General features: G+C 71.6%; 9 protein-coding genes. 4 read left to right on the plus strand and 5 right to left on the minus strand.

What is annotated here, in order from left to right; all coding sequences use genetic code 11:
• Nucleotides 1-81: 81 nt before the first annotated feature.
• From BMX74_RS06835 to ctaD, 4 genes are all read right to left on the minus strand, one after another.
• Nucleotides 82-1,341 (minus strand): AfsR/SARP family transcriptional regulator, encoded by a 1,260-nt coding sequence (locus BMX74_RS06835; protein WP_091099084.1) that lies wholly within the window; start codon nt 1,339-1,341, stop codon nt 82-84.
• 67 nt (nt 1,342-1,408) lie between these two features.
• Nucleotides 1,409-2,350, minus strand: coding sequence for a diacylglycerol/lipid kinase family protein (locus tag BMX74_RS06840; protein ID WP_055505733.1), 942 nt, complete (start codon nt 2,348-2,350; stop codon nt 1,409-1,411).
• A gap of 49 nt (nt 2,351-2,399) precedes the next feature.
• On the minus strand, nt 2,400-5,141 hold the full coding sequence (locus tag BMX74_RS06845) for an immune inhibitor A domain-containing protein (protein ID WP_091099086.1): 2,742 nt from the start codon (nt 5,139-5,141) through the stop codon (nt 2,400-2,402).
• 198 nt (nt 5,142-5,339) lie between these two features.
• The gene (gene ctaD, locus BMX74_RS06850; protein ID WP_091099087.1) at nt 5,340-7,040 is read right to left on the minus strand and encodes an aa3-type cytochrome oxidase subunit I; all 1,701 of its coding nucleotides are present in this window, start codon (nt 7,038-7,040) and stop codon (nt 5,340-5,342) included.
• A gap of 349 nt (nt 7,041-7,389) precedes the next feature.
• Here ctaD and BMX74_RS06855 point away from each other — a divergent pair, with 349 nt between their 5' ends.
• Nucleotides 7,390-8,598 (plus strand): aspartate aminotransferase type Ic, encoded by a 1,209-nt coding sequence (locus tag BMX74_RS06855; RefSeq protein ID WP_091099089.1) that lies wholly within the window; start codon nt 7,390-7,392, stop codon nt 8,596-8,598.
• Nucleotides 8,599-8,641: 43 nt separating this feature from the next.
• Here the strand turns inward: BMX74_RS06855 and BMX74_RS06860 are convergent, their stop codons facing one another.
• Nucleotides 8,642-9,226: a hypothetical protein gene (locus tag BMX74_RS06860; protein ID WP_143078576.1), complete on the minus strand. Its 585-nt coding sequence runs from the start codon at nt 9,224-9,226 to the stop codon at nt 8,642-8,644.
• A gap of 295 nt (nt 9,227-9,521) precedes the next feature.
• Between BMX74_RS06860 and BMX74_RS46265 the strand changes: the two genes are divergently transcribed.
• From BMX74_RS46265 to BMX74_RS06880, 3 genes are all read left to right on the plus strand, one after another.
• A complete protein-coding gene (locus tag BMX74_RS46265) occupies nt 9,522-11,948 on the plus strand; it encodes a serine/threonine-protein kinase (RefSeq protein ID WP_305728627.1) in 2,427 nt (808 codons plus the stop codon).
• Nucleotides 11,949-12,229: 281 nt separating this feature from the next.
• Entirely contained in the window at nt 12,230-13,315 is a 1,086-nt protein-coding gene (locus BMX74_RS06875) for a TetR/AcrR family transcriptional regulator (RefSeq protein ID WP_218153906.1), read from the plus strand.
• 53 nt (nt 13,316-13,368) lie between these two features.
• A complete protein-coding gene (locus tag BMX74_RS06880) occupies nt 13,369-14,901 on the plus strand; it encodes an acyl-CoA carboxylase subunit beta (RefSeq protein ID WP_256256840.1) in 1,533 nt (510 codons plus the stop codon).
• The last annotated feature ends 26 nt before the right edge of the window (nt 14,902-14,927 follow it).

Consider the following 14,927-nt stretch of genomic DNA (forward strand, 5'->3'; position numbering starts at 1 on the left):
ATGGCTCACTATCCGAAGGCGAGGTTGGTGAAAGGTTGGCGCGGGCCCGCACCGGCTCCGGCCCGCGCCGGTGCGGTGGGGCTAGCTCCGCAGCGCCTGGTTCAGCCGGCTCAGCGCGATGCCCCTGCGGACGTCGCCGGGCGGCAGCGTCCGCAGCGCGTGCTCGTGCACCTCGGCGTCGTACGGGCTGCGCTCGCCGTAGCGCAGGGCGTGCTCGGGGTCGGCTCCGGCCAGGACGGCCTCCCGCACCGCCACCTCGATGTGCTCGCGCCACTCGACCACGCCGGGCGCCTCCGACCTGGGCAGCAGCGGGCCGCGGTACCGGCTGACGGCCGTCTCGGTGTCGCCCCGTCCCAGCGCCCGCAGCACCTCGACGGCGTCGCAGGCGACCGGCTCGGTCAGGGCGTAGCGGCGGTTGGCGACGCCGCCGCCGAGCGCCCGCCGCAGGTGGGAGATCTCGGCCTTGAACGTGGAGGCGCTGACGGGCCTGTCGCCGTACAGCGCGTCACGCAGCCGTTCGGGCGTGAAGCCGTCGGGTTCGAGGGCGAGCAGCGTGAGGATCTCCAGCTGGCGGGGCGGCAGCCGCAGCGGCACGTCGCCGCGGGCGGCGTCCTGGCCGCCGAGGCAGGTCAGCCGGACCTGCCCGGCGGCGGCGCCGGGCAGCCCTGGCAGCCGGTCGAGGGCCGGGTCGAGCCTGGCCTCGATGGCCGACGCGAGGGAGCGGACCGTGGACATCGCCAGCGGGTGCGAACGGTCCCAGGTGGTGGACAGGTCGAGGACGCCGAGGACCCTCCCGTTCCTGCTGCGCAGCGGCGCGCAGTAGCACACCCAGCCGTGCAGCGCGGCGACCAGGTGCTCGGCGGAGAAGACGGTGCTCGGCCGGCCGGTCAGCAGGGCGAGCGACAGCGCGTTGGTGCCCATGGCCGGTTCGCCCCACCGGCCGCCCGGGGCGAAGTTCACCCGTTCGGCGCGGCGCCGCATCACGGGGCCGCCGCACGTCCACATGATCGTGCCGGTCTCGTCGGTGACGGCCGCCACGAAGCCCGCGTTCTCGGCGACGTCGCGAAGCTCGTCGGCCAGGGCCATGACGGGCCGGTACAGCGGCGAGCCGGTCCAGCGCGGGGCGAGGCCGGCGTCCTCGGCCGCGGGCGCGCTGGAGCGCGCGGGATCGACGGTGGCGAGGGACCGCCGCCACGACTCGGCCACCTCGGGACGCAGCGCGGGGCCGCCCGCGGCGGGCCGGGCCGCCATGAACTGCGGCACCCTGGACTGCGGCACACGGAGCGACCACTCGTGCTCCAGCACCGCCCGTCGCTGCCGGAGGTCTCCATGCTCGGACATAGGACTCCCTGACGTCGTTCACGGGAGGGACGGCGTCCGGAGCGCGCCGCCCGGTATGTCTGGAAGACTAGTTGACGTCCTCGAACTCCGCAGGCACCATCACCCGCACCCCGTTGGGGACGACGCGCAGCCGGATGGGGGTGCGCAGCCGCACCTCGCCGTCGACGTCGGCCGCCATCGGCGGGTCGGTCTCCAGCAGCATCTCCCTGCCCGTCACGAACGGGCCCCCGGCGAGGCTGCGCCAGCGGCCGGTGGTGGCGCGGATCAGGGTCTCGCCGAGCAGCCGCAGCTTCTTGCCGGAGCCGAGCTGGTAGGCCACCAGCATGCCGTTGTCGATGCTGATGTCCCTGGCCACCTGCCAGCCGCCGTGGAAGCGGCCGTTGGCGATGTTGAGCTGGTGGGTGAGGAGCTCGTGCCGCTGCCCCTCGACCGTGATGTACGCCCGGAAGGGGCGGTGGCCCGGCAGGACGGTGAGCGCGGTCAGCGGGTAGGCGGGCCGGCCGAGCAGGCGCTTGAGCCACGGCTTGACCTTGCCCGCCACCTCGACGGAGACGCCGAAGCTGGCCAGGTTCGCGAACGGCCGGTCGTCGGCCAGGCCGAGGTCGATGTCGGCCACCTTCCCGGTGGCGAAGACCTTGATCGCCCCGGCCAGGTCGAGTGGCAGGCCGAGGCTGCGCGCGAAGTTGTTGGTGGTGCCGAGAGGCAGCACGCCGAGCGCCACGTCGCGGTGGGCGACGTGGCGCACGGCCGAGGAGAGCGTGCCGTCGCCCCCGCCCACGATGAGCAGGTCGGGACGGGTGGCGAGGGCGGTGTCGAGCAGCTCGCGCAGCCGCTTGGGGTTGTAGACCGAGATCTCCGCGAGCGGCTCGAACCCCAGGTCGTGCAGCTGCTCGATCACCTCGAAGTAGTGGCGCCTGCCGCGGCGCGAGCGAGTGTTGACCACCACGGCCACCCGGCGATCCCGCTGGATCGCCTCGGTGTGCTCCGCCTTGGTGCGCAATTCGCTCATGGTCCCCCATGGTAGGGCCGCCGGGCTCCCCCGGCGGCCCCTCAAGGGATCACTTCTTCGGCGGGACCACCTGGATGACGGCGCCGAGGTTGCCGGGCAGCGGCGAGATCAGCTTGAACTGCACGCCGAGCGCCTTGCCCTCGTCGCCGGGGTTGCCGGTGCCGAGCGTCGAGCCGGCGACCTTCTGGCCGTACAGCTCGGTGGCGGGGGTGCCGTCCGCGTGCACCACGCGGGTGGTGTACGGCTGGTCGCCGGCCGACGGCACCACGGTCGAGGCGTCGAAGTCACGGTAGGCGAGCTTCCCGTTGAGCAGCTCGATGCCGGGGGCCCAGGTCTTGGCGTCGGTGAAGTGCGGGACGCCCTTCTGCGCGGGGAAGTCCGTGCAGTACTCGCTGAACGGCTCGTCCGCCGCCTCGAGGCACTCCCTGAAGGGGTACGTCTTGGTGAACGAGAACGCGGCGTTCGAGCTCTGCACGCGGCCCGGCAGGTTCTTGTTGGCCGTGGTGTCCTTCTCGGCCGCCGTGCCGGTGCGGCGCAGCGGCTCGTAGTGGGAGTCCACGACCAGCAGGCTGCCCTTGGAGCCGAGGCTCGGCGGCACCGTGAGGTTCGGGACCATCGAGTTGTTGATGTAGGTCGAGTCGCGGTACCAGACGAGCAGGCCTGGCGCGTTGTACTTGATCTTCTGCACCTTCCACGCGCCGTCGCGGTTGTAGTCGGTGTCGTAGGTGTAGGCCAGGCCCTTGTCGAAGCCGTCGAAGTTGCGCCACTCGGCGAGGTAGAAGCGGGAGATCTCGCGCTCGCCGTTGTTGCGGGTCCAGCCCTGGCCGCTCGTGTTGGTGAACGTGCCGTGGGTGGCCTTCCAGCCGTTGTCGCCGCCCTCGACGTCGTCGCTCCAGACGGTCTGGCCGCCGTTGGTGAGCGCGAAGTCGTCGGAGTGCCAGCCGCGCGGCATGGAGGCCGCGTCGGTGTCGTACGTCAGCCGCAGCTTGATCGTCTGGCCGGCGTACGGGGTCAGGTCGACGTAGTCGTGCCGCCAGCCGTCCGTGGCGCCGGTGAGGCCGTACTTCTTGCCGCCGAACATCTTGAGGTTCTTGTTCGGGTCGGGGTAGTTGTCAGGCGTGCTGACCTCGGCGCCGCTCTCGTCGTGGACCTTCAGCTGGGTCCACGTCTCGCCGTCGGTCGAGACCTCGACGAAGCCGAAGTCCCAGTCCTGCTCGATGTCGTAGTTGTTCCACATCCAGAACCGGACGTCGGAGCCCGCGGGCACGGGCACGTCGCGCGTCAGCTTGTTGTCGGCCCACTCCTGGTCCAGGCCGGACCACCAGGCGTTGGAGCCGCTGTGCGGGTCGATCATCTTCAGCGGCGAGGAGTTCAGGTTGACGCGGACGCCGTCGGCGGTGAGCTTGGGCGTGCGCGACGACTGGCCGACCGTGACGAGCTTGGCTGCGTCGCCCGGGTTGAGCACCTTCGGGTTCGCCCAGCCGAGCACCCACTTGTCCCACAGGCCCATGTGGGTGGGCATCGACTGGAAGACCGGGCCGGAGTGCGAGCCGCTGGACATCAGGTCCCAGAAGTCCACGGCGGAGCTGCCCTGGTAGGAGGTGTCGTACAGGTCGGGCAGGCCGAGGTCGTGGCCGTACTCGTGGGCGAAGACGCCGACGCCGGAGTCCTCGGGCTGCACGATGTAGTTGACGATCTTCTTGTCGGTGCCGGGCACCTTGTAGCCGCCCGCGACCGCGCTGGAGTGCGCCCAGATCGCGTACGTGCCCTCGGCGCCGCCGTCCGACGACTTGTCCTTGCCGGCGTGGACCAGCACCAGGTGGTCGATGACGCCGTCGGGCTCGTTGTAGTTGCCGTCGCCGTCGGCGTCGGAGACGTCCTCGACGTCGTAGTCGGCCCACGGGAAGTCGGGCTGGGACTTGGTGAGGGTGTCGACCGCGTCGATGGCGAGCTGGCCGGCGCCGCGCTCGTTCGAGGGGTGGCCCGACATGTCCTGGGGAGCGCCGCCGCAGGCCGCGGCGCCGTAGTACGCCTCGGAGTGCGGCACCTTGAGCCAGCCGACGGCGGAGCCGGTGACCGAGTAGGCGCCCTTGGACATCTCCTCGTACATCTTCTTCATGGTGAAGCCGGAGATGTCGATGCCGGGCTTGCCGTCGCGCGGGTCGGTGAGGTCCTTGCGGACGCGCTCGGTGATGCCGGTGTCGCTGTAGAGCATCTTGTTGAAGTGCTCGGTGCTGAAGTCCTTGACCCAGAAGGAGTTGTTGTCCTTGTGCGCCAGCGTGGCCGGGTCGGGGATGTTGTTGTGCAGCGGACCGTTCTTGAGCGTGCCGGGCGGCTCGACGACGCAGTCCTCGGGCGTGCTGTTCACCGTGCGGAGCCGGTTGAAGTTGGAGAAGTCGTCGTTCGCCTGCTCGTTGAACTCGACGAGGAGCGTGAGGAGCTTCGCCGTGCGGGTCTGCTTGGCGTTCTTGAAGATGAACTCCGCCGGGTTGCGGCCGGTCCTGATGGCCTCGTCCTCGCGGGCGGCGAGCACGCGGGCGGCGGCCGGGTTGCCGTTGGCGAACTTCCTGTCGAACCGCTGCGCCGGGCTCAGGGACCGGGCCTGGTCGTTGCCCAGGCCCGGGTCCTCCGGCGTCCTGTCGTCACGCGGCGCGACGTAGTTGATGTAGTAGTCGGCCGCCGTCGGCTCCCACGACGCCGCCGAGGACGCCTGGGCGGCCGGGACGGCGAGTGCGGCGCCGAGGAGGGCGACCGCGGGGAAGGTGGCTAAGAGGCGCTTTCTGCTGGGCACCTGGAACCCTCTCTGCCCGGGATCGCCGGGCGCATGGCCATAGGGTGTGCAATGCCGGACGCTAGAGGGTGGGTAAAGGCAGCGTAAAGTGCGTTGTCGAAATGTGATCAGAAACGTGATCAAACTACGACATTTGGGGAAATTGGAAGGGGTTGATGCGGCCCTTCCGTAAACGCGCCCGAGGCGCTTACCAGATGGTTACGCGGGCGTTTCCCGCGAACCGGCCTCCCGGGCCCCACCTGCGGCGACACCGTCCTCCAGCGCCGAATCCCGATGCGGGTAGTGCAGGTCGAACGCGGGCCTTTCGGACCGGATAGGCGGCATGGCGAGGAAGTTGTGCCGCGGCGGCGGACAGGACGTCGCCCATTCCAGCGAGTTGCCGTAACCCCACGGATCGTCAAGGGTCACTTTCCGCCCGTGCCTGGCCGTCTTCCAGACGTTGTAGAGGAACGGCAGCGTCGAGGCGCCGAGGATGAACGCGCCGACCGAGGACAGGAGGTTCAGGTCGGTGAACCCGTCGGCGGGGCTGTAGTCGGCGTAGCGGCGCGGCATGCCCAGCATGCCGATCCAGTGCTGCACCAGGAACGTCAGGTGGAACCCGACGAACAGCGTCCAGAAGTGCGCCTTGCCCAGGCGGTCGTCGAGCATCCTGCCCGTCATCTTCGGCCACCAGAAGTAGAAGCCCGCGAACATGGCGAACACCACGGTTCCGAAGACCACGTAGTGGAAGTGCGCCACCACGAAGTACGAGTCGGTGAGCTGGAAGTCGAGCGCCGGCGACGCGAGGATCACCCCGGTCAGCCCGCCCAGCAGGAACGTCACCAGGAAGCCCACCGCGAACAGCATCGGCGACTCGAACGTCAGGTGGCCGCGCCACATCGTCCCGATCCAGTTGAAGAACTTCACCCCCGTGGGCACGGCGATGAGGAACGTCATGAACGAGAAGAACGGCAGCAGCACCTGCCCGGTGCCGAACATGTGGTGCGCCCACACCGTCATCGACAGCCCGGCGATCGCGATCGTCGCCGCCACCAGGCCCAGGTAGCCGAAGATCGGCTTGCGGCTGAAGACCGGGATGACCTCCGAGACGATGCCGAAGAACGGCAGCGCGATGATGTAGACCTCGGGGTGGCCGAAGAACCAGAACAGGTGCTGCCACAGCAGCGCGCCGCCGTTCGCCGGGTCGAAGACGTGCGTGCCGAGCTTGCGGTCGGCCTCCAGAACGAGCAGCGCGGCCGCCAGCACCGGGAACGCCATCAGCACGAGCATGCTGGTCAGCAGCACGTTCCAGGTGAAGATCGGCATGCGGAACATCGTCATGCCAGGCGCGCGCATCCCGATGATCGTGGTGATGAAGTTGACCGAGCCCAGGATCGTCCCGAGACCCGACAGCGCCAGACCCATGATCCACAGGTCGCCGCCGACGTGCGGCGACGCGACCGCCGTCGACAGCGGCGTGTAGGCGAACCAGCCGAAGTCCGCCGCGCCGCCGGGCGTGAAGAAGCCCGCGACCGTGATGATCCCGCCGAACAGGAACAGCCAGTACGCCACCGCGTTGAGCCTCGGGAACGCCACGTCCGGCGCGCCGATCTGCAGCGGCATGACGACGTTGGCGAACCCCGCGAACAGCGGCGTCGCGAACAGCAGCAGCATGATCGTGCCGTGCATCGTGAACAGCTGGTTGTACAGCTGCTGACTGACGACCTGCAGGCCCGGCTGCGCGAGCTCCGCCCTGATCAGCATCGCCATCACGCCGCCCACCAGGAAGAACGCGAACGACGTGATGAGGTAGAGGTACCCGATGACCTTGTGGTCGGTCGTCGAGAGCCACGCGGCGACCACCGTCCCCGTACGACGGCTCCCGACCCGCTCGGACGACGTCTCACCGACAGCGGTCACGGCTGCTCCCTCCCGCGGCGGAGTGTGGCGTGCCCCGATGTACCCATTCCACGCCACGCACCGGCCCGCGTGAAGCCGTCACCCACCATGACTTTACGGTGACTTTCCGCTCCCCGGGCGGCCGGGCCGTCCCCGCCCTGCGGCTTCCCGCTCCCCGGGCGGCCGGGCCCGTGCGGCCCGCCTTCGCATGGCCTGCCCTCCGAGGCCGCCCCTCCGCATGGCCTGCCCTCCGAGGCCGCCCTTCCACATGGCCTGCCCCCCGAGGCCGCCCTTCCACATGGCGGACGGATGCCGGGCCGGGCGCACGGGTCTTCTATCCTCTTAGGCGAATCGACCGGAGGAGATCTTCATGTCAGCTCAGCGTGACTACGCCGCCCTCGTCCAGCGTGACCTGTCGCTCGACCTGACCCGGGGCAAGCCGTCGCCGCGCCAGCTGGATCTCTCCGACGCGATGCTCGGCCTGCCGACGTCCCACCTGACGGCCGCGGGCGTCGACGCCCGCAACTACGGCGACCTGCAGGGTCTGCCCGAGCTGCGCGCGCTGTTCGCCCCGCTGATCCAGGTGCCCGCCGGGCAGATCGTCGTCGGCGGCAACTCCAGCCTCACCCTCATGCACGACACCGTCGTGCACGCGCTGCTCAGCACCCTGCCCGGCGGCGAGCGGCGGTGGGTGGAGGAGCCCCAGCTCACCTTCCTGTGCCCGGTGCCCGGCTACGACCGGCACTTCACGATCTGCGAGCGGCTCGGCATCACCATGGTCGCCGTCCCGATGACCGCCGACGGCCCCGACATGGACGTCGTCGAGCGGCTCGTCGCCACCGACCCGACCGTCAAGGGCATCTGGTGCGTGCCGAAGTACAGCAACCCGTCCGGCATCGTCTACAGCGACGAGACCGTACGCAGGCTCGCGGCGATGCCCACGGCCGCACCCGACTTCCGTGTCTTCTGGGACAACGCGTACGCGGTGCACCACCTCACCGACACCCCCGCCGAGCTGGCCGACCTGCTCGCGCTCTGCGCCGAGCACGGCAACCCCGACCGGGCCTTCGTGTACGCGTCCACCTCCAAGGTGACGTTCGCGGGCTCCGGCGTGTCGTTCTTCGGCTCCTCCCCGGCGAACGTCCAGTGGTTCCTCGCCAACACCTCGAAGCAGTCCATCGGGCCTGACAAGATCAACCAGCTGCGGCACGTCGAGTTCCTGCGCGACGCCGAGGGCGTGGCGGCGCACATGCGCAAGCACGCCGAGCTGATCGGCCCCAAGTTCGAGCTGGTCGACAAGGTCCTGACCGAGCGGCTCGGCGACCTCGCCACCTGGACCAGCCCCAAGGGCGGCTACTTCATCAGCCTGGAGGTGCCGCACGCCCGCGAGGTGGTGGCCCGCGCCAAGGCGGCCGGCATCGCGCTGACCCCGGCCGGCGCCACCCACCCGTACGGCGACGACCCGGCCGACCGCACGATCAGGATCGCCCCCACCTACCCCGACCTGGACGAGCTGGAGCAGGCCATCGAGGGCCTGGCCGTGTGCGTCCGCCTGGTCGCGGAGGAACTGGGCGCCTGACCTCTCCGCCTGCCGTGACCCCCTTCAGGCGGCCCGCCTCTTGTCACAAGGGGCGGGCCTGCTTGCCGGGCCTGAAGCCGAAGATGTACTCCCGCGTCTCGCTCGGGTGGAACGGGACGCCGACCTGCGGCTCGAACGCGACGTTGTCCCTGGGGCAGTAGCACAGGCTCTCCCACACGGCCAGCGCCTTCTCCCTGGCCGAAGCCTCCGCCACGTCCCGCCTGCGCGCCCCGTGCGCGCCGAGCACCAGCAGCAGGCCGAGCCCCCAGAACAGGCCCGTCAGGCAGAACGGCGCGAGCAGCACCTCACCCCAGTTCGTGTCCTTGCCCATCGCGATCACCAGCGCCACCACCAGGTGCACCAGCGCGCCCAGCCCCAGCAGGATGTACCCCTGGTTCCTCGCCCACGGCGTGTAGTGGCGGCTGGGGAACGACAGCCACACCGCGAGCTGCGTACGGCTCATGACGTGCTTGGACACGCCCAGCGACGGCGCCGTGGGCAGGTCCGCGACCTCGCGCGTGCCCGGCAGCCTCACCCGGCCGATCCTGTACGTGGTTCCGGCGGCCACCGCTCCGGGGACCGAGACGACCTGGTCGGTCTGCGCGCACACCGGACACCTGACTTCCACCCAGGGCAGTTTGGCCTCAAGGTGCCGATGGCGCAAACCGGTCGCGCCCGTCGCCGAACCCCCGCGGCTCCGGACGTTCGCCTGGTTACGTGGCTCCGGACCGGGCTTCCCCCGTGTGAGAAGGGCATCGGACAGCGTGACCAATACGTGACTTCGATGCCCGGCATGGACACGACCAGCACTGCGACACTGACTTGTCACGTCAGAAGTGAAAGTTCTGACACGTCTGGAAGACGACCCAGAGGTCACGCTGGTAGCGTTTTGCCCCATCTGTTGGTTGTCATGGGGGTCCGACGTGAATCAGTTCCAGCCGTTGGCGGCGGACGACCCGCGGCGGCTGGGGGCGTACGACATCGTCGCCCGGCTCGGCGAGGGTGGCCAGGGCGTTGTCTACCTGGGCAAGAGCGACTCGGGGGAACAAGTCGCGGTCAAGCTGCTGCACCACGCCCTGGTGGCCGACGCCGACGCCAGGACCAGGTTCCTGCGCGAGGTGGCGGTGGCCCAGCGGGTGGCGAGGTTCTGCACCGCCCCCGTGCTCCACGCCGACCTGGACGGCAGCCGCCCGTACATCGTGAGCGAGTACGTGCCGGGGCCGTCGCTGCGTGAACTGGTGGTCAACGAGGGGCCGCGCCGGGGGGCCGCCCTGGAGCGGCTCGCCATCAGCACCGCGACCGCGCTCGCCGCCATCCACCGGGCCGGCATCCTCCACCGCGACTTCAAGCCCGCCAACGTCCTCATGGGCCCCGAGGGCCCGGTCGTGATCGACTTCGGCATCGCCCGCGCCCTGGACTCCCCCGGCGCGACCGCGACCGGCATGGCGATGGGGACGCCGTCGTACCTGGCGCCCGAGCAGCTCACCGGCGCCGCCGTGTCCGAGGCGGCCGACGTGTTCGCCTGGGGCGTCACCATGGTGTTCGCGGCGACGGGCAAGCCGGCGTTCGGCGCCGACTCCATCCCCGTCGTGATGAACCGCATCCTCAACGAGGAGCCGCAGCTCGGCGCCATGGAGGGCGTGCTCGGCGAACTCGTCGCCGCCTGCCTGTCCAAGGACCCCGCGCAGCGGCCCAGCGCGGACGAGCTCATCGTCCGCCTCACCGGCCAGCCCGCGCCCCGCGCCGCCATCGAACCGGTGACCGGCCAGTCCCTCGTCCCCGGAGCGGCGGCCGCGCCCCAAACCGGCCCGCAGCAGGGCGAACGGGCCGAGGGGCAGGGCTACCCGGGGCCGTGGAACCAGCCGAACGGCCCCGTCCCCCAGACCGGCTCGTACGGACTGCCCACACCGACGGCAGCCGCAGGAGCACCGGCAGGGGGCACCCCGAACGCGGCCCAGACCACCGGCACCCCGAACATCGCCGCCACCGGGGACACCGGCCCGAACGGCACGGGCGCGAACGCCGGCCCGGCCGCTGGGGCGAACGCCGCCGGCGCGAACCCGCCCGGCTCGCAGCCCGGCCCGCATGCTCCGGCTCCGACCGCCGCTCACCCCGGCTCTCCCCAGTCCGCCGGCGGACCCGCCGGCCCGGCTGCACCCCACCCGGGACAGCAGCCCGCCCACCCTGGGCAGCAGCCGTTCGCCCAGGCGGGCGGACAGGAGCCGACCACCCACCTGCCCGGGCACCAGCCCGGCGGCAGCCCGCAGCCGGGCCCCGGCCTGCCCCAGGGCGGCCAGGGGCACGGCATGCCGCCCGCGGCGGGCCCCCAGGGCGCCCCGCAACCCGGCATGCCGCCCGCGGCGGGCCCCCAGAACGTGCAGCACGGCGTACCGGCGCAGGGCGGCGTACCGCACGGCATGCCGGCGCACGGTGGACCGCAGGGGCCCGGTGGTCCCGGGCAGCGCGCCGCCGGGCCCGGGCAGCCGGGCGGCGCGCCCGAGAAGCAGCGCCGGACCCTCACGCTCGCCCTCTCGGGAGCCGCCGCCGCGGCGCTCCTGGTGGTGGGCGGCGCGGTCGTGGTCCAGGCCAACAGCGGCGGCAAGGTGCCGGTCGTCGCCGTGGGCGACGCCTCGGTGGCCTCGCCGAGCGAAGGCGCGGGCGCGGGCCAGCCGGGCGAGCCGCCGTCCGCCGAGACCACCCCGGACGTGCCCTCGGCCGAGACCGGCGCCCCGGTGCCCACCCTGGACGTCGAGGAGCCGAAGAAGAGGCACTCGGAGAACCCGCTCACCCCGCTCCCCAACCAGGTGACGGCCCCACCCACCGCCCACGCCTCGTCCCACCCAACGACGAAGCCCACCAAGAAGCCCGAAACCAAACCAACCGAAACCAAGAAGCCCACAGGCCTCGTCGACCCGGACGCCGGATCGACGGCCGAGCCGAGCCAGGGTCCGACGACCACCCTCGCGCCTTCCGCCCAGCCGACCAAGAAGCCGTCCACCACGAAGCCCAGCCAGCCGCCGGCGATCAACACCTACAAGGCTCCGGCCGTGTGCGGTTCCGGCTACAGGGTGATCGACTCGCACGCGCTCGGCAGCAGCGCCACCATCTTCCTGCTCTACAACTCGGGCGCGGGCAAGAACTGCGTGGTCACCATGTCCCGCCTGATCTACCCGAACAAGGTGCAGATGGGTGCCCTGCTTCAGGTCAAGGGCGGTGCCAGCGGGAGCAACGCGGGCAGGTTCACCGCCTACGCCGGTCCCGTCCGGCTGGCCGCCGTGAAGAAGTGCGTCATCTGGGGTGGTTCGTGGGGCTCGCTCAGCTGGAAGTCCGGCTGGAGCCACTGCACCTGACCGAGCCGCAACCGGCACGCTGAAGGGCCGTCCCTGAGATCTCGGGGACGGCCCTTCGCCGTCTCTCCTGGGCGCGTCGGCGCTTGCCATGGCGGTGAGCGGCGGCGCACCTTCCCTGGCGCAGCGGAACTCCGGGCCGGCAGTCCTCCCCAGAAGGGCCGCCCCTGAGCACGAGGGGCGGCTCTTCTTTCTTTCCCCGTCCACCGGCGATCACCCACTGGGCCCTCCAGGGGCGGTCTGAGGGGTTACCGCCTCGGGGGTCGGTGGGTTACGTTGTTGACGTGATCGTCAAGGGCGGGCGGGGGCGGCGGACCAGGGCGGCGTTGGTGGGGGCCGGGCGGGAGGCGTTCGAGGAGCGCGGGTACGACGCCGTGCGGGTCGATGACGTGTGCCGGCGGGCCGGGGTGTCCCACGGCACGTTCTACACCTACTTCGGCTCGAAGGAGGAGCTGTTCGGCGAGGTGGCGGCCGCGGTGGTCGGTGAGATGTTCGCGGCGAGCGTCGTCGGGCCCGCCGCCCCCGACGACCCGTACGCGCGCATCGAGGCGGCGAACCGGCTCTACCTGCGGGCCTGGGCGGCGAACTCGCGCCTGGTGCGGATGCTGGAGCACGCGGCCACCGCCGACGAGCGGTTCGGGACGCTGCTGCTGGAACTGCGCGAGGTGTTCGTGCGGCGCGGTGCGGACGGACTGCGGCGGCTCCAGGAGCAGGGCCTGGCCGACCCGGCGCTGGACCCGAGGCTGACGGCGGTGATGCTGGGCGGCATGGTGGAGCACTTCGCCCACGTCTGGCTGGACCTGGGCGAGCGGGCGGACGAGCGGACGGCGGTCGATCACCTGACCCGCCTCTGGGCCCGCGCCATCGGCCTCCCCCTCCCCACCCCCGAAAGCGCCCACTCGCACGCCTCCGAGACTTCCAGCCACGCCGTTTCCCCCGACGCCGACCGGCCCCTCTCCCCCGATGCCGGCCCGCTCCTCCCTCCCGCCCCAGGCTCCGCGCTCCCTCCCGCCCCAGGCTCCGCGCTCCGTCCCGCCCCGGGCTCCGCGCTCTCTTCGGCCCCTGCTCCCGAGGCCGACCGGCCGCTCGCCCCTGCCCCGGACGCCTCGCAACCGCCCGCTCTCGCCCCTGCCCCGGACGCCCCGCGACCGCCCGCTCTCGCCCCCGGCGTCACGCCCGCCTCCGCTCCCGTCCACGGGGCCGGTGGGGCCTTTCCTGCGGTCCCCTCCGCCGTGGGGCCTCCTGGTGGCTGCGGTCGTACGGGGCCGGGGGCTCCTGGCGGGGCCGGCGGGGCCGGTTCTCTCGGGGGGCGGCAGGACGGGCGGAAGTTGACGTCGGCGTCAGGTGCGTGGACGAAGGAGGGCCAGTGATCAGGTCCGCGTTGGACACCGGCGGCGAGGAGTACCGGCGGCGGCGGGCGGCCATGCTGGCCAAGCTGGCCGACCTCGACGCCGAGCACGCCAGGGCCGTCGCGGGAGGCGGCGAGAAGTACGTCGAGCGGCACCGCAGGCGCGGCAAGCTCCTGGCCAGGGAGCGGATCGAGCTGCTGCTGGACCCCGACTCCCCGTTCCTGGAGCTGTCGCCGCTCGCCGCCTGGGGCAGCGACTTCCCCGTCGGCGCGAGCGTGGTGACGGGCATCGGGGTCGTCGAGGGCGTCGAGTGCGTGGTGATCGCGAACGATCCCACGGTCCGGGGCGGCGCGTCGAACCCGTGGACGCTGAAGAAGACCCTCCGGGCCGCCGACATCGCGCTGCGGAACCGGCTTCCGCTGGTCAACCTGGTCGAGAGCGGCGGCGCCGACCTGCCGACCCAGAAGGAGATCTTCATCCCGGGCGGCCGGGTGTTCCGCGACCTGGCGCGGCTGTCGGCGGCGGGCGTCCCGACGATCGCGCTGGTCTTCGGCAACTCGACGGCGGGCGGCGCGTACGTGCCCGGCATGAGCGACTACGTGGTGATGGTCCGGGAGCGGGCGAAGGTGTTCCTGGGCGGTCCGCCGCTGGTGCGGATGGCGACCGGCGAGGAGGCCGACGACGAGTCGCTGGGCGGGGCGGAGATGCACGCCAGGGTCAGCGGACTGGCCGACTACCTGGCCGAGGACGAGTACGACGCGCTGCGCGCCGGCCGGAGCATCGTCCGTTCGCTGAACTGGCGCAAGCGGGGCGTGGAGCCGTACCCGGTGCTGGAGCCCGCGTATCCGGCGGAGGAGCTGCTCGGGATCGTCCCCGAGGATCTGCGGGTGCCGTTCGACCCGCGCGAGGTGATCGCGCGGCTGGTCGACGGCAGCGCGTTCGAGGAGTTCAAGCCGCTGTACGGGACGTCGCTGGTGACGGGCTGGGCGCGCGTCCACGGCTACCCGGTCGGGGTGCTGGCCAACGCGCGGGGTGTGCTGTTCAGCGAGGAGTCGCAGAAGGCGGCGCAGTTCATCCAGCTCGCCGGCCAGTCGCGCACGCCGCTGCTGTTCCTGCAGAACACGACCGGCTACATGGTCGGCAAGGAGTACGAGCAGGGCGGCATCATCAAGCACGGCGCCATGATGATCAACGCGGTGTCGAACTCGACGGTGCCGCACCTCACCGTGGTCATGGGCGCCTCGTACGGCGCGGGGAACTACGGCATGTGCGGCAGGGCCTACGACCCCCGGTTCCTGTTCAGCTGGCCGAGCGCGAAGTCGGCGGTGATGGGCCCCGCTCAGCTCGCCGGGGTGCTGTCGATCGTGGGGCGGGCGGCGGCGCGGGCGCGCGGCCAGGAGTACGACGAGGAGGCCGACGCGGCGATGCGCGCGATGGTGGAGTCCCAGATCGAGGCGGAGTCGCTGCCGTTCTTCCTGTCGGGCCGCCTGTACGACGACGGGGTGATCGACCCGCGCGACACCCGGACGGTGCTCGGGATGTGCCTGTCGGCGGTCAACAGCGCCCCGGTGCCGCCCGCGGCCGGATACGGGGTGTTCCGCCCGTGACCGCCCGTCGCCCCGTCCCGGACCCG

It is taken from the genome of Nonomuraea pusilla, from assembly GCF_900109355.1.
In the GTDB taxonomy this organism is placed as follows: domain Bacteria; phylum Actinomycetota; class Actinomycetes; order Streptosporangiales; family Streptosporangiaceae; genus Nonomuraea; species Nonomuraea pusilla.